Raw genomic sequence first — 22042 nt, forward strand, 5'->3', positions numbered from 1 at the left:
ACACGGCCATTTGGCGCGGCGCCAAGCGCGCCACGCGCACAGCACCACGTGCGTAGCGGCCGGCCAGTCGGGGGAACTGCTGGTACAACCGGTAGGTCCACTCGAGACCAGCTGTCTGCAGCCACCGCGGCGCCCTGCGTTCGGCGCCGGTGAGGAACCCGAACCACCCTCCGCAGGTGAGCACCACGGCGCGGGGCAACGCGTCACTGTGCTGGTGGGCCCACACCGCCTCCTTGGGCATTCCCAGACCAAGGACCACCACGTCGGGACGAGAGTGGCGCAACAGGTCGAGCACGACCGCGTCGTCGGTGAAGTAGCCGCTGTGGGTGGCAACAACGTCCACCCCCGTCGACCGGACGAGAACCTCTCCCGCTCGTCCCGCCAGTCCTGGGGGACCGCCAACCAGGGCGACCCGTGCTGGTCGACCCAGTCGGCGGGAGACCTCACGCAGTACCGGCGCACCGATGTCGGTCGTTGGCGCCCTCTCGATGCGGCGGGCCCCCGCAAGGCGTGCGAGCAGAACCACTGCGGCACCGTCGGCATAGAGCACGTCCGCACCGGTCAGTGCTGCGCGGAAGGCCTGATGGTCGAGATGGAGCAGTCCGCCGACGTGCAATGCAAAGACCAGTCGTGCGCGGTCACGAGCTGGCACCGCAGAGTATCCAACGACTTCGTGCCTGGGCAGGTCGACGACAGGCAGGTCTGCGACCGGCACCACCTCAGTCGGGAGTACTTCGTCGTCCCTCTTCACGTCATCGTGCTCCGGCTCTGGCTCGAACGTCCTGGGGTGTGTCCCGGGTGGCCCCGCTCCGTGCCGAGCACCTTGCCGTTGAGGATCTGGGGCGTCCAGCCAGGAACATGCGAGACGATCCCGTCGTGACCGGCCAGCCCTGTGACGACGGACCAGAGCATGGATCGCCGAGCAACCTTCATCTCCCCCACCCTTCTCCCCCAGGTGCAGCGCGACACCTGGTCGCCCCGCTGGGAGCAAGTATGCCGCTTCCGTCGAAGGAGTTGTCAACAACTTCGCGAGACCCTTGTTGGTAACATCGGCCAACGCCTCACGGGACAGGGGCGGGACGTTGCGAGTGGGGGCTGCTCATGGGTGAGGGCGACCGGATCGGTTCCCTCCCATGACGGAACCACCGAAGGGGGCCACGACCGAGAGATCCCCTGCGCTCGCCCCACGAGGGGGAACGCCCGGGTGGCCGCTTGCCGTCGCCTTTCTGGGTCTGCCCGTGTGGTGGATTCTGGGCGTCTGGCAGCTGATGTTCTTCGCCATGACCGTGCCCATGCTGCGCGAGCTCATGAGATACCGAAGCACGCTCATGCCGCGAGGTTTCGGGGTGTGGCTGATGTGGCTGGCATGGCTGCTCACCGGGCTCTTCGTGATGCAGGTGCACGCGCCGGGCACTCTCCCGGACTCGAGCCTGACCGCGTACCTTCCCTTCGCGTACCGCTTCGCGTGGTACGTCGCCGCCACCGTCGTCGCCCTCTACGTCGTCAACGCACGGCCACGGATCTCGCCGGAGTGGATCTCACGGGTCCTCGCCTGGTTCTTCGTCATCCTCGTAGCCGGCGGACTCCTCGGACTCGCCGCGCCGAACCTGGACTTCCCGTCACTCCTCCAAGCGGCCCTCCCGCGAGGACTCGCGAAGCAGGCCCTCGTCCAGGACCTCCTGCACGTGCAGGTCGCCCAGGTGCAGGCCTTCCTGGGCGACCCCCAGGCCAGACCCAGTGCCCCCTTCCCCTTCACGAACGAGTGGGGCCTGGTGATCGCCTGCACGCTGCCCTACTTCGTCGCGGCCTGGTGGCACCGCGGCAGGACCTGGCGGGTGGCAGCCGTCGTGGTGCTGATCGCGGCGGGAATCGCGATCATCTCCTCGCTGAACCGCGGCACGTGGGTGGCGGTCCTCGCCATGGCCGCCTTCCTGATCCTGCGGTCGGCCGCCCTCGGCAAGGTGCGTCTGCTCGCGCTCGCCGTCGGACTCGTGGTGGCGGCCGGGGCACTGGTGCTCGTCACCCCCCTCGGGGACCTGGTCCAGGCACGCCTGGACAGCCCGCACAGCGACCAGGTCCGCTCGAACCTGGGCATACGTGCCGCCACCACGGCCGCCCAGGCCTCACCCGTCATCGGCTTCGGCACGACGCGGGACGTCGCGGGCAACTTCGTGTCCATCGCCGGGGGCGCGACCGCCGCCTGCCCCAACTGCGTACCACCACCCCTGGGGACCCACGGCCAGCTGTGGTTGCTCATCTTCGGCGCCGGATTCGTCGGCGCCGGCTTGTACGTCATCTTCCTCGTCGGCCAGCTGGTCCGGCACCTGGGGACCAGATCCCCGACTGGTGTCGCCGCCCTGTGCTCACTGCTCACGCTCACCATCACCCTGCCGGTCTACTCGGCCGTCGGAGTCGGCCTCTTCATCGGCTTCGTCGGCGTGGGCGTCCTGAGCCGGGAGCACGACGCCGGTCTCGCCACGATCCAGGACATCACCCGGCCGCTTCTGCGCCGTTCCACCCTGGTCGCCACCTGCGTCCTCGTCGGTGGAGCCGGAGGAGTCATGACGCATGTCGCCCTCGGCTCGCCCGTCGTGGCCACCCAACGACTGTTCATCCCGGACGCCGACCTCGGCGGCGTGCCGGGGACGCGTGCCACCACGCTGGACACCGAGGCCCATTTGGCCACATCGGATGCGGTGGTCCGCGCGGTCGCGGCGGAGACGGGCGCCCACCCCTCGACGGTGCGCGACCGCCTCGTGCCCAGCGCAGCGACCAACACCCGTGTCCTGATCCTGTCCTACACCTCCGACGACCAGGACGAGGCCGTCCGGAGCGTGGAGACCGCCTCGCAGGCCTATCTGGACGAGCGGCAATCACGGATCGCCGCCGCGAACCGGTCCCTGGAAGATCGACTCACCCGAAAGCGCGACGACCTCACTGACCTGTACCGCGCGATCTACCCCTACCGCTCGAGCAACCAGAACCAGATCGTGTGGCCGGAGCTGTACAAGATCCGGGAGGACCTCGACGAGACCGACCAGACCCTGCTCGAGACGAAGGAGGCGGCTTCGGGCGAATCGATCAGTGCTGCCATCGTCACCCGGTCCAGCGACCCCGCCGTCATCCGAGTGGGCAGCGGTCTGGCGATCGGGTTCCTCGTGGGCGTGCCACTGATCCTGATCGGTGACCGGTACTGGCTCCGGTTCGGCAGTCGGCGCTCGGGCCCGTCAGGTTTGCCGATCCCCGTCATCACCACCGTGGGCACCCACGACGCGGACGCCGCCGTCAGGGCACTGAGGGCATACCCGCCGGCCCCGATGGTGATCGCCGATCCCGCCCATGCCAGCGCGATGCGACTGGCCTCCAGCATCGAGGAGAAGCTGACGCGAAGCCCCTCGCCGACATCGCGGGCGGTGTATGTTGTGGACCAGCGGTCCCGCGTCAGCCGAGTTCGGCAGATGTATCGGCACCACGCGGGTCTGGGGGTGGAACCACTAGGGGTGATCGTGTGCAGGAGCACGAATCGTTCGCGGAGACGTCGCCGACCACGCTTCCGGTCCTCTTCATCGGAGGGATAGGACGGAGCGGCACGACGGTGTTCGAGCTGAGCCTCGGGACGGACGAGCGCGTGGTACCGCTGGGCGAGGTCGTCCACCTGTGGCAACGCTCGCTCATCGACGACGAGCCCTGTGGGTGCGGGGAGCCCTTCTCGCAGTGCTCGTTCTGGACGGAGGTCGGCGCGAAGGCATTCGGAGGCTGGGACCGGGTCGACGCCGAGCGGGTCCTGACGCTCAGACACCGGATCGACCGGACGGTACGGACCCCCCAGCTGGCCGCGCGCGTGGGGGGACCCGCTTGGCACACCGACGTGCGCGAGTACGCGTCCTACTACTCCCGCATCTACCGGGCCGCCGTCGAGGTCTCCGGGAGCAGCGTCGTGGTCGACTCCAGCAAGCAGGCGTCCCTCCCGTACGTCCTCCGCTACGCCGATGGCCTGGATGTTCGCGTCCTGCACTGCGTGCGGGACAGCCGGGCAGTCGCCTACTCATGGACCAAGCAGGTCGCTCGACCGGATGCGACGACACCCGCTTCCCGGTACATGACCCGCTACCCGCCGGCGGTGCTCGCCATGAAATGGCTCCAGCACAATCTCGTCATCGACGGTCTCCGACTGGGACGCCTCCCGACGATGCTGCTGCGGTACGAGGACTGGGCCGACGACCCCGTCGCGGCGTATCGCTCGACCCTGGCGTTCGCAGGACTGGAGCCGCGCGCCAACGACCACGTCGACCACGACTGGGTGGACCTGCCCACGACCCACACCTGCAGCGGGAACCCGATGCGGTTCACGACCGGACGCGTGGGGATCCGTCGGGACGAGTCGTGGAAGTCCTCGCTTCCGCGGCGCAGCCGCGCACTCGTGACGGCTCTCACGGCCCCGCTGCTCGCGACCTACGGATACAGGAGGGCCCCCCGATGACTCGTGCTCCCTCGGTGAGCGTCGTCATCCCCGCCCACAAGCGGCCGGTGGAGCTGCGGCGGGCGATCGCAGCCGCCCGGGCACAGGACTACGCCGGCAGCATCGACGTCACCGTCGTCTTCGACCGTGCCGAACCCGACATGTCCCTGGCCGACGAAGGGGACCGCCCCGTCCGGGTACTTGCCAATCAGCGGGCTCCCGGGCTCGCGGGAGCCCGCAACACGGGGATCCTCGAGAGCACCGGCGAGCTGGTCGCCTTCTGCGACGATGACGACGAGTGGGTGCCCGAGAAGCTGACCAAGCAGGTGGGCGTCCTGACGCGCTCCCCCGAGTCCCCACTGGTGACCAGCTCGATCGTCATCAACTACGGGGACCACTCGACAGTCCGGCGGGCAGGCACCACCACGGTGACCCACGACATGCTGGTGGTCTCCCGCATGTCGATGCTCCACTCCTCGACCTTCGTCTTCCGCCGCAGCGCCCTGCTGGGGTCGGTCGGGCTCATCGACGAGAAGATCCCGGGCAGCCAGAGCGAGGACTGGGACATCCTGTTCCGCAGCTCGGCTGTGCGTCCTGTCCTTCACGTGGACGAGCCACTGGTTCGCGTCCTCTGGGGGAAGTCCTCCCACTTCTCCCGCAACTGGGAGACCAGGATCGCATCCTCCCTGTGGATCCTGGATCGATACCCCGAGGTGGCCGCGCATCAGCGGGGCTCCTCCCGGCTCATGGGTCAGATGGCCTTCGCGTACGCGAGCCTCGGCTGGCGTCCCGAGGCGTGGCGGTGGGCCGCACGCTCCCTTCGGGCCGATCCGCTGCAGTGGCGCAGCTGGCTCGCCACGGGGGTGGCCGTGGTGCCGCGTTCGAGTGAGCTCGTCCTCGGGACGCTGGGTCGTTGGGGACGCGGGGTGTGAGCGGACTGGTCCTGCTGGTCGCCTCGCCGGGGTCACTTCGACGAGTTGTACGAAGTGGCCGAGGATCTCGCCGGTGGGAGCTCGAGGTCTGGGCGACGGCCCCGACCCGCAGACCAGGGCGATGCTGACGGCCCTACGCACCCACCAGCCGGATCGCGTCGTCTCCACCGGCGCCACCATCGCGCTGCCCCACATGCTCGCCACTCGACTCCGGGGCATCCCGGTGACCTCCGTCGAGGGCGCCACCAGGCTCCAGGTGGAAGCCGTCCGGCTGTCAAAGGCCAGTGGGAGCAGCCAACGAAGGGTCAAGAAACGGTAAGATCATCATCCCTTCGTCAGGAGCGGAGCGATGGTGCCTCATGTGTGGTTGATTCCCTGCAGGTCGGCCCCCCGTCAGCTCAGGCTGTTCATCGGCGCGCTCTCGAAGGAGAACCTCGACTACAGCATCCTGCCGGTGGGTGAGATGCACGAACAGCCCCAGCCACCGGCAGACCTGGCCGTCCTGCACGGTGGACCCACCAGCCCCGAGCTGCTGGACTGCCTCCGCGCCCTGATGAGGCTGCAGGTCCCCACCATGGTGCTCGTCGCCGGCCTGAGCGACCGGCTCGAGTCATTGCTCCTCGACCGGGGCGCCCAGGACGTCCTTGCGCTGCCGGCAGCCCCGGAACTCATCCGCAGTCGGCTCCACGCCTTCGGACGCGTGCACGGGTTGGGCAGACCCACCGCACGGCGACCCGCGACTCTTCGCGTCCTGGACGACATCGAGGTCCACCCGGACCGCCGTGCAGTGTTCGTCGCCGGTCGCGGTGTCGACCTGACGAAAACCGAGTTCGATCTCCTCCTGCAGGTGTCACGCCATCCCGGGAGGGTGCTCACCCGCGAGGAACTCGCCCGCACCGCGGCACCCGTGCCGCTGACGGCACGAGCCCTCGAGTCCCACATGAGCAGACTGCGGATCAAGCTGCTGCGAGCGGGATCGCGCAACCACCTGCGTGCCGTCCGGGGCGTCGGCTACCGCTGGATCAACGGGTCGCGCTCGCGAAACGCTCGCGGCCCCGTCAATTATCCGTAAGGGATCCCGGCCGTCCGGGACTTCGGGGTAGTAGGGCCTCCGACCCCTCGCTAACTTGGCGATACCCCCCACGCCACGGCTCCCCTCCCGTCGTTGTGGTGGACGCGATCGATCCGCCCCCCCTGCGGTCGTGCGTCCAGCCGCTGCGGGTCGCCACCGGGTCCGTCGGCCTCCCAACGATCTGGAGTGCGCATTGTTCCCCCGCCTCACCCCCGTCCTCGCCAGCACCACCGCCCTGGTCGCCACCCTGCTCGCCCCGGCGTCAACTGGAGCCACTCAGCCCGAGTCCTCCTCGAAGGTCACCGGCACGCCGGCAGCGAGTGGTCAGCAGACCCTGTTCGGAGCCAACGCGTCCACGCAGGGACAGACACTGGCGGAGGGCATCGCGACCATCGACAGGCTCTTCGGTCCGGTCTCGGTCGTCAGACACTTCTCCCCCGGGCTGCCATTCGCGTGGAACAGCCGGAAGGCGGAACTGCTGGATGGCCGAACCCTGGTGGTCTCGTTCAAGGTGAACCCGAAACGGATCACGTCGGGTTCTCTCGACAGCTTCTTCCGGAAGTGGTTCGCCACGGCTCCGGAGGATCAGACCATCTACTGGTCCTATTTCCACGAGCCGGAGGACAACATCCGGGCTGGTGAGTTCACTGCGGCGCAGTACCGGGCGGCGTGGCGCCACCTGGACAGGTTGGCTGACAAGCAGCACAAGCCGAACATGTCCTCGACACTCATCCTGACGGAGTGGACCATGGACCCGCTGGCCAAGCGGGACTACCACGCATTCGACGCCGGCCACGACGTCGTGGACGCGATCGCGTTCGATGCCTACAACGGGGTCTGGGACCCGCAGCGGGACTACTACGAGCGTCCACGAGTCCTGCTCGGCAACATCGTCCGGGCAATGGAGCGAGACGGGCGTCCGTGGGGCATCGCCGAGATCGGCAGCAGGGTGGTCCCCGGTGATGACGGCACGGGTCGGGCGAAGTGGCTCACCGACATCGGCCGATACGCCCGGAGCCACGACGCCCTGTTCGTCACGTACTTCCACACGAGCGCCAGGAGCGACTGGCGCCTCAAGGACAGTCACTCCCGCGCCGCGTGGCGCACGCTCGTCAGCGAGAGCGGGGCGTGAGCCGACTCCTTGCAGCCTCGTCCAGCGGAGCCCGCCGGGGGGGGCTCCGTGGCAGACGGTGGCACGGAGCTGGGGTCGGTCAGGGACGACCCGGACCTCCCGGATCGACCCTGACAGACCCCAGGGCACGGATCCCCAGCTGATCGAAGCGCGCGAGGGCGGACTGCAGCTGGGCACGCGTCGTGGTCTCCGTCGGCACCGCCACCATGGCGGAATCGGTGACGAGGAGGAGTGCGTCGCCGTCCGCGCTCCCCGCCACGCCTGCATCCACCAGCACGTAGTCGAAGTCCCGCCTCAGATCCTCGATCATCGCCCTGAACGCAGGGCTCGACAGGAGGTCGGAGGACTCCACCAGGTCCTGACCACCGACGAGGACACTCACGCCGTCCTCCACGCTCTCCACGGACTGGCGCGGATCGAGGTGCTCCTCGAGGATCTCGACCAGACCGTGTCGGGGCGGGTGGCCCATCGCGCGCTCGACCATGGAGCCCTCGAGCCCCGGCGCGACGAGGAGGACGGAGTGATCGGCCTCGGCAAGCACCACGGCCAGGTTCGTGGCGACCGCCGTCGCGACGTTCTTCCCGATGGATGTCACACCAAGAACCCGCGGTCCCGGTGCATTCGCCACGACTGCCGCCCGCAGGCTGCGATACGCCTCGTGCTCGGCCGGGCCGCGCACCCGCACCAGCGGCCCCGTGTCCGAGGCGACCACCGTGGACCATGCCGGCAGGCCCGGCTCGCCGACCTCCGCGTTCCGGACGAGGTCCCTGCGCCACTCCCGCACCAGCGCGATGACCAGCCCGGTCAGGGCGCCGAGCAGGATCGCCGCAGCAACGAGGATCCACCTGGGCAGTTCATTCGACTCCGTCACCTCCGAGGCCGGATTGATGACGGACCCGGGGTTGGTACTGACCGACTCGGCCTCGCTCAAGTCCTCGCCGAGCTGCGCGAGGCGAGAAGCCAGCAACGGCGTCTCCTGGGACGCCGAGGAGTCCTCGCCCGACGCCTGTGACGTGGCGCGGCGAAGGTCACGCTCGACGTCATCCACCTGACGGCGAAGCTCCTTGACCCGGCTCTCCTGCCCGGAGGTGGCCCGCTTGGACCGGTAGTCCAGGTAGGCGTCCGCGAAGCCTTGCGCCCCGGCCTCCGCCCGCTCAGGAGAGCCCGCGGTATAGGTGATCTCCAGCATCTGGGTGTTGGAGGGCACGGTGACGTCCAGCACCTCGTTGACACCCGGGGTGGTCCTGCCGAGATCCTCGGACACCGCCTTGCTGACTGCAGTGGACGGCAGCAGGTGCGCCTCGGTGTCCATGGCGACGGCCAGCTGGGAGCCGTTGCCCGAGGCGTTCTCCGGCGAGAGCGGATTGCCGGGCACCGGAGTGAGGAGGATGAGGGAGGAGGAGGTGTAGGTGGGCTGCGCGCTCACGAGGTAGAAACCGGCGAACCCGACGAAGACCACCGTGGCCACCACGATGGTGCGCACGTGATGCCTGATCACGCTCATGAGCGAGGGGATGCCCCGCGACAAGGGCAGTCCCACGTTGCTCACACGTAACCCCCGATCTGCCCCGCTCGTGCCACAACCTCAACCATGAAGCCTGCTCACGCACTCTACATTCTCGGGCCGGCCGATACGCGTCAACGGCCCCTCGTCCATCTGGGTCTGCTACGGCAGGCCGCCGGTCCCGCCCAGGCGACTGGGCTCGGGCGGGTGCTCGAGGTCGCTGACGTCGTACCCGTGCGACTCCGCCCGGGCAGCGAACCGCTGCTCGATGGTCCGCCGCTGGTAGCGCTGCCACGGATTCCCGGTCGCCATCGCTTCCCAGGCCTTCACGTACGAGCTGGAGCGCGTGCTCTGGATCCGCTCGCTGGACAAGGTGCCGTCCAGGCCGAGGAACGAGGACACCTCGGCCAGGGTCGATCGCGGATCCGCGATGAGCGACTCATAGCGCAGGACCAGCAGCCGCTGAAGGTACGGAGCGTCCTCCCGGAGGAGGGCGTGAGCCGTGAACCAGTGGTCGACCAGCGAGGTCAGGGTGGAGCGCCGCGACCACTTGCTGGTGGACAGGGCCACGACGACCGGGTGCCGGGTGATGACGATCAGCGAGCTGCCGGGGAAGACGGTCTGCAGATAGCGGCCCATGACGAGGTTGGGAGGCGACTTCTCCACCAGCCACGGTCGCGTGGTGTCCCAGAACGGCCGCCACGCGCACAGCAGCGAGTGCCTCGCGGCAGCAGGGTCGACGGCGTCGCTCTCCGTGAGGTGGGCGCGCGGTGACCTGGCGAACCGCCCCGGGCCGCCCCAGGTCTCGGCCGGCTCGTAGACCCGCTGCAGATGCTGTCCCTCGTCTTCTCTCACGCCGGTCCCCGACAGGCCCGACACGTCGGGGTGATCCGCGAGAATCCTGCCCAGGGCCGTGGTGCCGCTGCGGTGCAGGCCACCGATGAACACGAGGTGCTGCCCGTCTGCACCGTCCGGACCGGTCATTGACCCTCCTCCCGGAGGCCCCATGGCGGCCGTCGGCCGAGGAGCCTGTCGAGACCGGCTGCCTGGTCGCCCAGGGCCTGCTCGAGGAAGGCGCGCCCCTCGGACGGCATCGACGTGCTGGGACGGGCGTTGTGCTGCTCGAACGTCAGGCCGTCGACCCAGGGCAGGCCGAGGAAGTCACACAGCTGCGCGAACTCCACTGGCGGACGGCCGAAGAAGTCCTCGCTGTAGACCACGTGCACCTGGGCCCGCGGGAAGAGCTCGAGGAGCTGCTGCACCTGCGCGACGTAGTCCCCTCGGCGCCGGTAGGCGTGGTGTCGGTGGGAGTAACTTGCATACCCCGGCTCAGCGGCCATCCGCTCGGCCTGACCGCGCAGGCGCTCGTCCTCTCTTTCCAACGCCTCCGTGAAGGGCAGGGTCTCGAACCCTCGGGCGGACTCGTGCTTCCAGGCGGAAAATGCCCGCTCCACGGGATCCCGGAACATGGCCACCACCCGGACGTCGGGCAGGTCGTGTGCCATCCGGGCCGGAGCCAGTGGATGGAAGAGGTAGTAACCACTGGCCTCGAAGACCACCGGGTCGCTGCCCTCCGGGACCGTCCTGCGCACGGTCCTGCGCAGGGGGAAGTGTCCCGCATACCAGGCCCTCCCCCGGTGGTGGTTCAGGTCGAAGTAGTTGATCCCCTTGTTGAACGTCGGACGGATCACGTGCGGGTGCTGCGAGAGGGCCCGGAAGAGTGACGTCGTCCCGCAGCGCTGGGCGCCGACGACGATGGTGTCGGGAAGCACGCGTGCACCAGCGGTGGCCCGTCCGGCGGTGACATAACCCGTGCGCACAGCGCTCTGCACCGGCCGGGGCAGGCTCGACCTGAGACTCATGGACAGCTCCTCGACTCGATGAAGCACGATCGGCCGGGGGCTCGAGCCCGAGTTGCGGACCCGAGGCCGATACTGGACGTAGTCTTACCCCCTGCTGAGGATACTGCGAGGCACGTGATGACGCGGCCTCCCCGGCCGAAAGGACCCAACCCGTGGACGAGAGCCCGCAGGTCGGGCCCGATGAGCGTATGACCGAGGCCCTCGGTTGCCTCCTCTCCCCCGGTGGGAGGGCACTGCGGACCAAGCCCTTCACCACCACGAGCGCACGACGCAGGTATGCGGTGGTTCCCGGCACCACGGACGGGCTCCTCGTGCCGCTGGCACCTGCCGCGTGCGCCGCGGCCGGGGTCGCCGGCCACTCGGCTGCATCGGGACCGCGTGCCAGGTGGGGCGTCAGAGCGCTCTCGACCCTGGCGCGCACGGGCGCCGCCCGCCTCGCACCCCGGCAGTACGTGCTCGGGGAGCCGCAGAGCACTCTTCTCGGGCACGTCGAGGATCTGCTCGGCACGAGGGTGTACGCCGCGGTCCACCTGGGACCGCCACGGGCCAACCGCAAGCCGGTCCTGCACCTGATGGATCGGCGCGGTGCCACGCTCGCGTTCGTCAAGGTGGGCGTCAACGCGCTCACCGACGCCCGGGTGCGCGCCGAGACCCGCGCCCTGGAACACCTGGCCACCCACCCACCTGCCGGCCTGGTCGTCCCGAGCGTTCTTGCATCGGGCGCCTGGCAGGGTCACCCCTACGCCGTCCTCGGGCCGGTGCCGACGGGCCCGGGACCCGCCGACGTCCCCACGACTGCCATGCGCATGCTCGCCGACAGCGCACCGGAGTGGCGGGCGAACCCCCTTCGCCGACCGTGGTGGCTGGAGGCCACAGACCTGTTGCTGGCCCGCCCCGACTCGGAGACGGTGCGTCGGCTGGGACGCGCCGGGGACGCCCTGGAGAAGACTGTTCCCCGACGCGGCATCCCCACCGGGCCCACCCACGGTGACTTCACACCCTGGAACTGCTTCGCAGGACCACGCGGCCACTCGGTGTGGGACTGGGAGCGCTTCGCGATGGATCGTCCGCTCGGGTGGGACGCCCTGCACTACGCGGTCAGCCTCGCGCGCCGCCACACCTCGATGCCGGCCGAGCTGGTGTCCCTGCGGACCCGGGCCGCAGGGCTCGTGGGCGCCAGTGGCGGTGAGCCAGACAGTGCAACGTGGGTCCACGCGGCCTACCTCTGGCACCGCGGGGTGTCTGCCGTGCGTGATGGCCAACTGGCTTCGGGGGCACGTGACGGCGACCTCGACCAGTGGCTGCTGCCCGAGCTGGAGGCTCTCCTCGCCGACCACCTGACGGCGCGACCATGACGATCGCCGACGGGCAGGGCCCCGTCCGCGAGTCAGCCGTGGGAGGGAGCGGAGCAGAGGGCCGATCGCTGCGCAGGGCAGCTCGAGGCAGCATCCTCACCCTGACCGGCTCGGCCGTGGCCGCCGTGGCCGGTTTCGCACTCACCCTGGCCATCACCCGGCTCAGCTCCCAGGACCAGGCGGGCCTCTTCTTCTCGGCCACGAGCCTTTTCCTCCTCGCCATCGGGTTGGCACGACTCGGGACCCAGACCAGCCTCGTGTACTTCATCTCCAGGGGAAGGTCCCGCGGCCGGCCCGACCTGGCGCGCCCCTACATGCGCACCGCCGCACTGCCCGTCCTGCTCGTGTCGGTGCTGGTGGGCCTCGGCCTCTTCGTCGGAGCCGAGGCCCTCGGTCGGTGGCTCAGCCCCGAGATGTCGGCCGACTTCGCCCGGTGGATGCGGGTGCTCGCTGTCGCGGTCCCGGTGGCGGCCGTGGCCAACCTCGCCCTGGCCGGCACGCAGGGGCTCGGAACCATGAAGGCCCTGGCGCTCGTCGAGCAGGTCGGACGCCCGCTGGGTCAGCTCCTCCTCGTGGGGGTGGTCCTCGTCTGGCTCGGCGATCCGGGCCTGCTCCCCACGGCCTGGGCGATCGTCTACGTGCCGGTGGCCGCCATCGCGTGGTGGTGGTGGCACCGCCTCGCCAGACCGGCACCGACCGAGGACGTCGGTGCCACGGTGCGCTCGCTGACCAGGCCGTTCTGGGCCTTCTCGACCCCCCGGGCACTGGCAGCGGTCACCCAGACGGCCATGCAGCGCTTCGACATCGTCCTCGTCGGCGCCCTGGCCGGCCTCGCGGAGGCCGCGATCTACACGGCCGCGACCCGCTTCCTCGTACTCGGTCAGATCGCGGGCCGGGCTCTGTCCCTGAGCATCCAGCCACTGCTGGGAGAGGCTCTGGCCCGTCACGACCGCGCCGTCGCGCGATCCCTGTACCAGGTGGTCACCGCGTGGCTCGTCCTGGGCACCTGGCCGCTGTACCTCGTCTTCATCAACCACGCGTCGTGGGCGCTGGAGATCTTCGGTGACGGCTACTCGGAGGCAGCGCCGGCGCTGGTGCTCCTCAGCTGCGTCATGCTCGTCGCCACGGCATGCGGGATGGTCGACATGGTGCTGAACATGGCCGGTCGGTCGTTGTGGAACCTCCTCAACGTCGTCGTGGCCTTCGGGGTCAACCTGGGCCTGGACCTGTGGCTCATCCCGCAATGGGGATTCATGGGAGCCGCCATCGGCTGGGCGGCCGCGATCACGACCAACAACCTGCTCCCCCTCGCCCAGGTCGCCCGAGAGCCCGGCATCCACCCCTTCGGTCGACAGACTCTCAGCGCCATGGGCACGGCGACACTCCTCTTCGGGGTGCTGCCCGCGGTGGCCAGCGCCGTGGCAGGCAACGGCCACGGCGTCTCGCTCGCCGTACTCTGCCTGGCCGCGGCCCTCTACGCGGTCGCACTCGTCCTGGCGCGTCGTCACTGGCACCTGACGCTCCTGGTCACTGCCGTACGCCGCCGCCGTCGCTCTCGCCGCGAAGGACCCCCGGGGACCTGACCGATCTCCTAGTCTGGTCCCCATGTCGCCCCCTTCGTTGACCGTCCTCGTCGTCGATGACGAGGCACCGGCACGCAACGAGGTCGCCTGGCTGCTCGACCAGGACGAGCGGGTGGGCCGGGTCCTCACCGCTGCCAACGGGACCGCCGCGCTCACCGCGCTCGAGCACGAGGACGTCGACGTCGTCTTCTCCGACATCGCCATGCCCGGCCTCGACGGGATGCAGCTGGCGCGCGTCATCCGCCGCTTCGTCGACCGTCCCCAGGTGGTCTTCGTCACCGCCTACGACAACCACGCCGTGGACGCCTTCGACCTCGACGTCGTCGACTACCTCATGAAGCCGGTGCGCCCCGAGCGCATCGGCGAGGCCGTCCGCCGCTGCCTCACGGCGCGGGAGAGGGAGGTGCCGACGGTCCCGAAGCAGGAGGAGGAGACGGTCCCGGTCGAGCTCGGCGGGGTGACCCGCTTCGTCCCCCTTCGCGAGATCCAGTGGGTGCAGGCCCAGGGAGACTACGCACGGCTGCACACCGCCACCGGCTCCCACCTCGTGCGCATCCCGCTCGCCTCCCTCGAGGAGCAGTGGGCCGCAGCCGGGTTCGTGCGGATCCACCGCTCCACCATCGTGTGCACGCACCACGTCGAGGAGGTGCGCAACGAAGGGGGTCGGTGCACCGTCGTCGTCGACGGCGAGGAGCTGCAGGTGAGCCGGCGCCACACCCGGGCGCTGCGCAGCACGCTGCTGCGGCCGCCCTCCGCGGAGGAGCGATGAGCACGCCACCCCCCCGGGTGCGCGTCACCCGCACCCGGGCGCCGGACGCGCCCGCGCCCCGACGCACCGTCCGTGAGGAGATCGCCGGGCAGTCCGGTCTCGGCACCACCTACGTCTCCTCGCTCGTGCGCGCTCAGCGCCACCTCGCCGCCACCGTTCTGGGCGCGGCGGCGTTGACCCTCGGCGCGCTGCCGCTGCTCTTCGCCCTGCTGCCGTCCACCCGCGCGCTGGCCGTCGGAGGCCTGCCGGTGGTCTGGCTCGTCCTCGGCGTGCTCGTCTACCCCGCCATCGTGCTCCTCGCCCGGTGGTACACCCGCGCCAGCGAGCGCATCGAGGCCGACTTCAGGGACCTGGTCGGTCGCCGGTGACACAACCACTCAGCGTCACCGCCATCATCGCGGTGTGCCTGGTCACCCTCGCCCTCGGCGCGCTGGGGCTGCGGCTGGTCTCCGGGACCAGCGACTTCTACGTCGCCGGGCGCACCGTCAGTCCGTGGCGCAACGCGAGCGCCATCGGGGGCGAGTACCTCTCCGCCGCAAGCTTCCTCGGTGTCGCAGGGCTGGTCTACGAGAGCGGCGTCGACATGCTGTGGATGCCCGTGGGCTACACCGTCGGCTACTTCGTCCTGCTCGTGCTCGTGGCCGCACCGCTGCGCCGCTCCGGGGCATACACGCTGCCCGACTTCGCCGAGAGCCGCCTGGAGTCCCGCACGCTGCGCCGCGGCTGCGCGGTCCTCGTCGTGGCGATCGGGTGGCTGTACCTGCTGCCGCAGATGCAGGGAGCCGGGCTGGCCCTGCGGCACGTCTCCGGGCTGCCGCACTGGGTCGGCGTGGTGGTCCTGACCCTCATCGTCGTGCTCAACGTCGCCGCCGGCGGGATGCGTTCGGTCACGCTCGTGCAGTCGGTGCAGTACTGGATCAAGCTCTCCGCGATCTCGGTGCCGGCCTTCGTCCTGCTCGCCTACTGGTTCATCAGCAACGGCCCCGCCCCCGAGGCCGGGTCGAGCTGGTGGGAGCCGCTGACCTCGACCGAGCCGACGACGCGCTCCCTCTTCACGACCTACAGCACGCTCGCCGCGCTGTGCCTGGGCACGATGGGGTTACCGCACATCGTGGTCCGCTTCTACACCAACCCCGACGGGGTGGCGGCACGACGCACGACGGTCTCGGTGCTGGCCCTGCTCGGGCTCTTCTACCTCTTCCCCCCGGTCTACGGGGTGCTGGGGCGGGCCTACCTGGGTGACGAGGCGCTGGCCGACCCGAGCCGCAGCGTCGTGCTCGGTCTGCCGGGGGCCGCCCTGCAGGGAGTGCCCGCCGCGCTGCTCACCGCGCTCGTCGCCGGCGGGGCCTTCGCGGCCTTCCTCTCGACCGCCTCGGGCGTGACGATGTCGGTCGCGGGGGCGATCGACCAGGACCTGCTGCGCCCGCTCATCTCCCGGTGGAGCGGTGGGGACGCGACCCCGGCCGCGTCCTTCCGGCTGGCCACCCTCGCGGGCGTGCTCGCTCCCGTCCTCATCGCGATCTGGGCACCGCCGGTGGGCATCTCCTCCGTCGTCGGGCACGCCTTCGCCATCGCCGCGGCCACCTTCGCGCCGCTGCTCATCCTCGGCGTCTGGTGGACCCGGCTGACCGCACTGGGCGCCGCGACCGGAATGGGCGTGGGCGGGGTGGCCACGGGAGGGGCCGCGCTGCTCTCCGTCACCGACGCCCTCCCGGAGGGATGGCCCTCCGCCCTCGCGACGGCGCCGACCGCCTGGGCGACCCCGCTCGCCTTCGTCATCACCGTCCTCGTCTCGCTGCTCACCCGCAGGCCACGGCGGTGGCAGCGCACGATGACCCGGCTGCACACGCCGGAGAGCGTGCTCAGCGAGACCACCTGACCGTTCGTCGCCGCCGGGGGCCCGCTGACCGCAGCCGATCGGTCCGCACGGCGCGCCAGAGCTCCCGTCGAGCGCCTGCCCGACGCGGGCTCCCACGCCACCGTCGTGACCTGGACCACGCTGGTGCAGATCCGGGCCCTCGGACCCGGGCTGACACACGGAGGTGCTCATGAGCAACGATGCTCATCTCGGCGATCGGTACATCGCCGTGCAGGAATCGGAGGAGTTCAGCAAGCTCCGCCGCAAGTTCCGCAAATTCGTCTTCCCGGTGACCGCGCTCTTCCTCGCGTGGTACTTCCTCTACGTGGTCCTGTCGATGTTCGCGCCCGACTTCATGGGCATCAAGCTCTGGGGCAACATCAACATCGGGCTCGTCCTCGGCCTCGGCCAGTTCGTCTCGACCTTCGCGATCACGATCGTCTACGTGCGCTGGGCCGAACGCGAGCTGGACCCGGTGGCCGATGAGCTCGCCGCGAGCATCGACGCCCCGCAGGACGCGGCGGAGGTGGACTGATGAACGCACTCGTCGCCGCATCCGGGGGGACCGGGTCCCCCGTCCTCAACGTCTCGATCTTCGTCGTCTTCGTCGTCGTGACACTGACGATCGTCGTCAAGGTCGCCGCCGGCAACAAGACGGCCAGCCAGATGTTCACCGGTGGCGCGTCCTTCTCGGGCCAGCAGAACGGCCTGGCCATCGCCGGTGACTACCTCTCCGCGGCAAGCTTCCTCGGTATCGCGGGAGCCATCGCCCTGCAGGGATACGACGGCTTCCTCTACTCGATCGGCTTCCTCGTGGCCTGGCTGGTCGCGCTGCTGCTCGTCGCCGAGCTCATCCGCAACACCGGCCGGCTGACCCTGGCCGATGTGCTCTCCTACCGGCTGCAGCAGCGGCCGATGCGGATCGCGACCTCGCTGTCGGTCCTCGCGGTCTCGCTGTTCTACCTGCTGGCCCAGATGGCCGGTGCCGGCTCCCTCGTCTCGTTGCTCCTGGGCATCGACGGCGCGATCGCCCAGGACGTCGTCATCGGCGTCGTCGGTGTCGTCATGGTCGCCTACGTGATGATCGGCGGCATGAAGGGCACCACCTGGGTGCAGATGATCAAGGCGGTGCTGCTCATCCTGGCCGTCGCGATCATGACCGTCTGGGTGCTCGGCTTGTTCGGGATGAACCTCTCCCAGCTCATGCAGGGCGCCGTCGAGTCCAACCCTGACGCCGGGGAGGACCTCCTCCAGCCCGGCCTGAAGTACGGCGAGAGCCTGACGACGAAGATCGACTTCATCTCGCTGTCGATGGCCCTGGTCCTCGGGACCGCCGGGCTGCCGCACGTGCTGCAGCGCTTCTACACGGTCCCGACGAGCCGGCAGGCCCGCAAGTCCGTCGAGTGGGCCATCTGGCTCATCGGTGGCTTCTACCTGCTCAGCCTCGTCATCGGCTACGGCGCCGGCGCCCTCGTCGGCGCGGACCGGATCAACAACGCACCGGGCAAGGCCAATGCGGCGGCCCCGTTGCTGGCCTTCGAACTCGGCGGGTCCTGGCTGCTCGGCATCGTCTCGGGCATCGCCTTCGCGACGATCCTCGCGGTGGTCGCCGGCCTGACGATCACGGCGAGCGCGAGCTTCGCGCACGACCTGTACAACGAGGTCTTCAAGAACGGCCAGGCCAACCAGGCGGACGAGGTGCGGGTCTCGCGGAACGCGATCATCGTCATCGGCGTCATCGCGATCCTCGGCGGGATGCTGGCCAAGAACCAGAACATCGCCTTCCTCGTGGCCCTGGCCTTCGCCGTCGCGGCGAGCGCCAACCTGCCGACCATCCTCTACAGCCTGTTCTGGCGGCGCTTCAACACCCGCGGCGCGCTGTGGTCGATGTACGGCGGTCTGGCCTTCGCGCTGGTCCTCATCGCCTTCTCACCGGTCGTCTCCGGCTCCGAGACCGCGATGATCCCGGGCGCGGACTTCGCATGGTTCCCATTGGCGAACCCCGGCCTGATCTCCATCCCCGCCGGGTTCATCCTCGGCTGGCTGGGCACGGTCACCAGCCAGGAGTTCAACCGGGCCAAGTACGCGGAGATGGAGGTGCGCAGCCTCACCGGGCACGGCGTGGCCGAGGCCATCGAGCACTGACCCACCGCCACGAGCGAAGGGGGAGGCAGCCGCCTCCCCCTTCGCCATGTCCGGACGGGCTGGCGCGCCCGCGTCAGGAGGCGACGAGCCCCCGGCCGGTGGCCTCCCGCCGCAGCCGGGCCACCACGTCGTCGTCGACCGTGGCGAAGAAGTCGCCGACGACGTCCTCGAGGTGGTCGATCGACCGCGCCGCGAAGAGCACCGGCTGGTACTGGGTGATGTCGTAGTTCAGCGTGCCCATGTCGGCCAGATCCAGGTCACGGATCTCCATGTGGCCGTACTCCTGCATCTCCCCGTAGCTGGAGAGGATGCCCGCGCCGTAGGCTCGCAGGTCGCCGCCCTCGTACATGACACCGAACTCGATCGAGAACCAGAAGACGTCGGCGACGAACTGCATCGCCTCCTCGGTACGGCACCGCAACGAGGCCTGTCCCGCCGCCTCCACGATCGCCGCGAAGCGGGGCACGGCCAGCTGGTTCGCGTGCCCGATCACCTCGTGGATGATGTCCGGCTCGGGCGTGTAGAGCGGCTCCGCGGCGTGGCGCAGGTACTGCGTGGAGTTGAAGGTCCGGGCAGCGAGGTCGGCGTAGAAGTCACGCAGCGGGACCAGACCCGGCGCCGCCACGTAGGTCCATCCGGTGAGGGGCACCAGACGCTCGCTGACCTCGTGCAGCTGCGGCACGTGGTCACTCGGCAGCCCCAGGCGTTCCTTGCCGGCGACGTACTCGCTGTGGGCGTGCTGCTCGTGCAGGAGGCGCAGCTCGGCACTCACGCGCCGCCACACCTCGTGCTCGCTCTCGGTGTACTCGATCGTGGGCACGGGCGCGCCGCCGGCCCGGTCCCATGCCAGGGCGGCAGCGGCGATCGTCCCGCGCCGGTCCAGGTATTCGGGGTCGTCCTTGCCGGGGTGGGTATCGGCGAGGTGGACCCGAACGGTCCCGTCCTCCTGGGTGGTCACCGGGGAGTAGAGCTGTCCCTCTGTGAACATCGTGAACCTCCTGGGGCCACGTCGTTGTGGTCCCGTCACCTCAAGCGTGACACCACTGGACAGCCATGGCGAGCGTGCCCTGAATCGCTGGTCACCCTGCCCAGTCCCGGAGGCAGGTACCACGCAACAGTCTGGTCAGGCTGACCACCACCAGGGCGAAGGGGACCCCTCCCCCGTTCCGCCGGTTACCGCTGATCGCGGCCAGCGGCACGTCCGGCGCGTCGCCCCCCGGCTGCGCTTGTGCCGCACCGGCAGGCGCGGCAGGGTGAGACCGGAACCACGCGCCGGCCCCGGCGCGGCAGTCGACGAGGAGGACATGTGTCGGATTACAGCCCGAGTCCCGAATTCGCGAAGCAGGCCGTCGGGAAGGCCGAGCTCTACGACGAGGCAGCCGCTGACCACGAGGCCTTCTGGGCTGCTCGGGCCAGGGAGTACGTCACCTGGAGCAAGGACTTCGACTCGACGCTCGACTGGAGCGACGCTCCCTTCGCCAAGTGGTTCGTGGGTGGCGAGCTCAACGTCGCGTACAACTGCGTCGACCGGCACGTCGAGGCCGGCAACGGTGACCGGGTGGCGATCCACTTCGTCTCCGCCAATGGTGATGACGACCGCGACATCACGTACGCCGAGATGCAGCGTGAGGTCGCCAAGGCCGCGAACGGCCTCGCCTCGCTCGGTGTGCAGAAGGGCGACCGGGTCGCGATCTACATGCAGATGATCCCCGAGACCATCTTCGCGATGCTCGCCTGCGCCCGCCTGGGCGCGCCCCACTCGCTGGTCTTCGCCGGATTCTCCGCGGACGCCCTTCGCACCCGCATCAACGACGCCGAGGCCAAGGTCGTCCTCACGAGCGACGGCCAGTTCCGCAAGGGCAAGGCGATGCCGCTGAAGAAGGCGGTCGATGAGGCAGTCGAGGGCACCGCCGCCGAGACGGTGCTCGTCGTCAAGCGCACCGGCTCCGAGGTCGACTGGCACGAGGGCCGCGACCAGTGGTGGCACGACGTCGTCACCCCGGCCGCCGACACCCACGAGGCCCAGCCCATGGACAGCGAGCACCCGCTGTTCCTCCTCTACACCTCCGGCACCACCGGCAAACCGAAGGGCATCCTGCACACCTCCGGCGGGTACCTCACCCAGTGCGCCTACACCAACGCGGTCGTGCACGACGTGCACCCCGAGAGCGACGTCTACTGGTGCACGGCCGACATCGGCTGGGTCACCGGCCACAGCTACATCGTCTACGGGCCGATGGCGCTGGGCGCCTCGCAGATCGTCTTCGAGGGCACCCCCGACAGCCCGCACCAGGGGATCTTCTGGGAGATCGTCGAGAAGTACAAGGTCTCCATCCTCTACACGGCGCCCACCGCGATCCGCACCTTCATGAAGTGGGGCCCCGAGATCCCGGCCAAGTACGACCTCTCCTCGCTGCGCGTCCTCGGGTCCGTCGGTGAGCCGATCAACCCCGAGGCGTGGCGCTGGTACCGCGATCACATCGGCGGCGGCACGACTCCGATCGTCGACACCTGGTGGCAGACCGAGACCGGCGCCATCATGAACTCCCCACTGCCCGGTGTCACCGACCTCGAGCCGGGCAGCTCCCAGGCACCCATCCCGGGCATCCACGCAGAGGTGCTCGACGACGACGGCAACCGCCTGACCGACCCGGACGCGGTCGGCTACCTCGTCCTGACGAAGCCCTGGCCGGCCATGCTGCGCGGCGTGTGGAAGGACCCGCAGCGGTACAAGGACACCTACTGGAGCCGCTTCGGCCCCGACAACTACTTCGCCGGCGACGGCGCCAAGTACGACGAGAAGGGCAACATCTGGATCCTCGGCCGCGTCGACGACGTCATGAACGTGTCCGGCCACCGGCTCTCCACCGCCGAGATCGAGTCCGCCCTCGTCCACCACTCGAAGGTGGCGGAGGCGGCCGTCGTCGGCGCCACCGACGAGACCACCGGCCAGGCCGTCGAGGCCTTCGTCATCCTGCGCGAGGACGCCGCGAGCGAGGCCGACCAGGCTGATGAGGGCGGCGCCCTCATCAAGGAGCTCCGCGACCACGTCGCCAAGGAGATCGGCCCGATCGCGAAGCCCCGCTCGATCATGATCGTCTCCGAGCTGCCGAAGACGCGCTCGGGCAAGATCATGCGCCGGCTGCTCAAGGACGTCGCGGAGAACCGCGAGGTCGGCGACGTCACCACCCTCGCCGACTCCTCCGTCATGGACATGATCCAGAAGGGCATGACCGCACCCGCGAACGACTGATCCGCGCAGAACACGGGGCGGGCCCGGCTCCTGCTGGAGTCGGGCCCGCCCCGTCTCGTGCATTGGAGGACACATTCCCCCAGCACGCAAGAAGGCCCCCATCGACTCGATGGGGGCC

Annotated in this window: 18 protein-coding genes; 13 read left to right on the forward strand and 5 right to left on the reverse strand. The window is 69.7% G+C overall.

The features are described from left to right. Positions 1 to 751 (reverse strand): WecB/TagA/CpsF family glycosyltransferase (locus JCO01S_RS15785; protein WP_157074622.1); only part of this gene is annotated, 751 nt, incomplete at its 3' end. A gap of 487 nt (positions 752 to 1238) precedes the next feature. Between JCO01S_RS15785 and JCO01S_RS12995 the strand changes: the two genes are divergently transcribed. The 5 genes from JCO01S_RS12995 to JCO01S_RS13020 all read left to right on the forward strand — a co-directional run bounded on the left by JCO01S_RS12995 (position 1239) and on the right by JCO01S_RS13020 (position 7595). Continuing rightward, complete coding sequence (locus JCO01S_RS12995; protein ID WP_157074623.1) at positions 1239 to 3578, forward strand: GumC domain-containing protein; 2340 nt, start codon at positions 1239 to 1241, stop codon at positions 3576 to 3578. A 17-nt stretch (positions 3579 to 3595) separates the two neighbouring features. Next, complete coding sequence (locus tag JCO01S_RS13000; protein WP_068256482.1) at positions 3596 to 4480, forward strand: sulfotransferase domain-containing protein; 885 nt, start codon at positions 3596 to 3598, stop codon at positions 4478 to 4480. Next, a complete protein-coding gene (locus JCO01S_RS13005; RefSeq protein ID WP_068256486.1) occupies positions 4477 to 5391 on the forward strand; it encodes a glycosyltransferase family 2 protein in 915 nt (304 codons plus the stop codon). Before JCO01S_RS13000 ends, JCO01S_RS13005 begins: the two co-directional genes overlap by 4 nt. A 463-nt stretch (positions 5392 to 5854) precedes the next feature. After that, the gene (locus JCO01S_RS13015) at positions 5855 to 6463 is read left to right on the forward strand and encodes a winged helix-turn-helix transcriptional regulator (protein WP_245634441.1); all 609 of its coding nucleotides are present in this window, start codon (positions 5855 to 5857) and stop codon (positions 6461 to 6463) included. Between the two features lie 193 nt (positions 6464 to 6656). Then, entirely contained in the window at positions 6657 to 7595 is a 939-nt protein-coding gene (locus tag JCO01S_RS13020; RefSeq protein ID WP_068256495.1) for a glycoside hydrolase family 26 protein, read from the forward strand. Between the two features lie 79 nt (positions 7596 to 7674). Here the strand turns inward: JCO01S_RS13020 and JCO01S_RS13025 are convergent, their stop codons facing one another. The 3 genes from JCO01S_RS13025 to JCO01S_RS13035 all read right to left on the reverse strand — a co-directional run bounded on the left by JCO01S_RS13025 (position 7675) and on the right by JCO01S_RS13035 (position 10871). Next, positions 7675 to 9099 (reverse strand): tyrosine-protein kinase domain-containing protein, encoded by a 1425-nt coding sequence (locus tag JCO01S_RS13025; RefSeq protein ID WP_084342911.1) that lies wholly within the window; start codon positions 9097 to 9099, stop codon positions 7675 to 7677. Between the two features lie 162 nt (positions 9100 to 9261). After that, complete coding sequence (locus JCO01S_RS13030) at positions 9262 to 10083, reverse strand: sulfotransferase family protein (protein ID WP_068256501.1); 822 nt, start codon at positions 10081 to 10083, stop codon at positions 9262 to 9264. Next, complete coding sequence (locus JCO01S_RS13035) at positions 10080 to 10871, reverse strand: sulfotransferase family protein (RefSeq protein ID WP_169796960.1); 792 nt, start codon at positions 10869 to 10871, stop codon at positions 10080 to 10082. The genes JCO01S_RS13030 and JCO01S_RS13035 overlap by 4 nt, the downstream gene beginning before the upstream one ends. Before the next feature lie 278 nt (positions 10872 to 11149). Here JCO01S_RS13035 and JCO01S_RS13040 point away from each other — a divergent pair, with 278 nt between their 5' ends. The 7 genes from JCO01S_RS13040 to JCO01S_RS13070 all read left to right on the forward strand — a co-directional run bounded on the left by JCO01S_RS13040 (position 11150) and on the right by JCO01S_RS13070 (position 18671). Beyond that, positions 11150 to 12316 (forward strand): protein kinase family protein, encoded by a 1167-nt coding sequence (locus JCO01S_RS13040; RefSeq protein ID WP_157074624.1) that lies wholly within the window; start codon positions 11150 to 11152, stop codon positions 12314 to 12316. Then, complete coding sequence (locus JCO01S_RS13045) at positions 12313 to 13899, forward strand: lipopolysaccharide biosynthesis protein (RefSeq protein WP_068256509.1); 1587 nt, start codon at positions 12313 to 12315, stop codon at positions 13897 to 13899. The genes JCO01S_RS13040 and JCO01S_RS13045 overlap by 4 nt, the downstream gene beginning before the upstream one ends. A 22-nt stretch (positions 13900 to 13921) precedes the next feature. Then, entirely contained in the window at positions 13922 to 14668 is a 747-nt protein-coding gene (locus JCO01S_RS13050) for a LytR/AlgR family response regulator transcription factor (RefSeq protein ID WP_068256511.1), read from the forward strand. Beyond that, a complete protein-coding gene (locus tag JCO01S_RS13055; RefSeq protein ID WP_068256514.1) occupies positions 14665 to 15036 on the forward strand; it encodes a hypothetical protein in 372 nt (123 codons plus the stop codon). Before JCO01S_RS13050 ends, JCO01S_RS13055 begins: the two co-directional genes overlap by 4 nt. Then, positions 15033 to 16547 (forward strand): sodium/solute symporter, encoded by a 1515-nt coding sequence (locus JCO01S_RS13060; RefSeq protein WP_068256517.1) that lies wholly within the window; start codon positions 15033 to 15035, stop codon positions 16545 to 16547. Before JCO01S_RS13055 ends, JCO01S_RS13060 begins: the two co-directional genes overlap by 4 nt. 169 nt (positions 16548 to 16716) lie before the next feature. After that, positions 16717 to 17061 carry a DUF485 domain-containing protein gene (locus tag JCO01S_RS13065; protein WP_068256520.1) on the forward strand — a complete coding sequence of 115 codons (345 nt, stop codon included), beginning with the start codon at positions 16717 to 16719 and terminating at the stop codon, positions 17059 to 17061. Continuing rightward, positions 17061 to 18671, forward strand: a complete 1611-nt coding sequence (locus tag JCO01S_RS13070) for a monocarboxylic acid transporter (RefSeq protein ID WP_068256523.1) — start codon at positions 17061 to 17063, stop codon at positions 18669 to 18671. Before JCO01S_RS13065 ends, JCO01S_RS13070 begins: the two co-directional genes overlap by 1 nt. Before the next feature lie 73 nt (positions 18672 to 18744). On the opposite strand, the gene JCO01S_RS13075 is transcribed toward JCO01S_RS13070, so the two are convergent. Beyond that, on the reverse strand, positions 18745 to 19659 hold the full coding sequence (locus JCO01S_RS13075; RefSeq protein ID WP_068256526.1) for a phenylalanine 4-monooxygenase: 915 nt from the start codon (positions 19657 to 19659) through the stop codon (positions 18745 to 18747). A gap of 318 nt (positions 19660 to 19977) precedes the next feature. Here JCO01S_RS13075 and acs point away from each other — a divergent pair, with 318 nt between their 5' ends. Beyond that, positions 19978 to 21924, forward strand: a complete 1947-nt coding sequence (gene acs, locus JCO01S_RS13080; RefSeq protein ID WP_068256529.1) for an acetate--CoA ligase — start codon at positions 19978 to 19980, stop codon at positions 21922 to 21924. Positions 21925 to 22042 lie beyond the last annotated feature (118 nt).

This window comes from Janibacter corallicola NBRC 107790, from assembly GCF_001570965.1.
Taxonomy (GTDB): domain Bacteria; phylum Actinomycetota; class Actinomycetes; order Actinomycetales; family Dermatophilaceae; genus Janibacter; species Janibacter corallicola.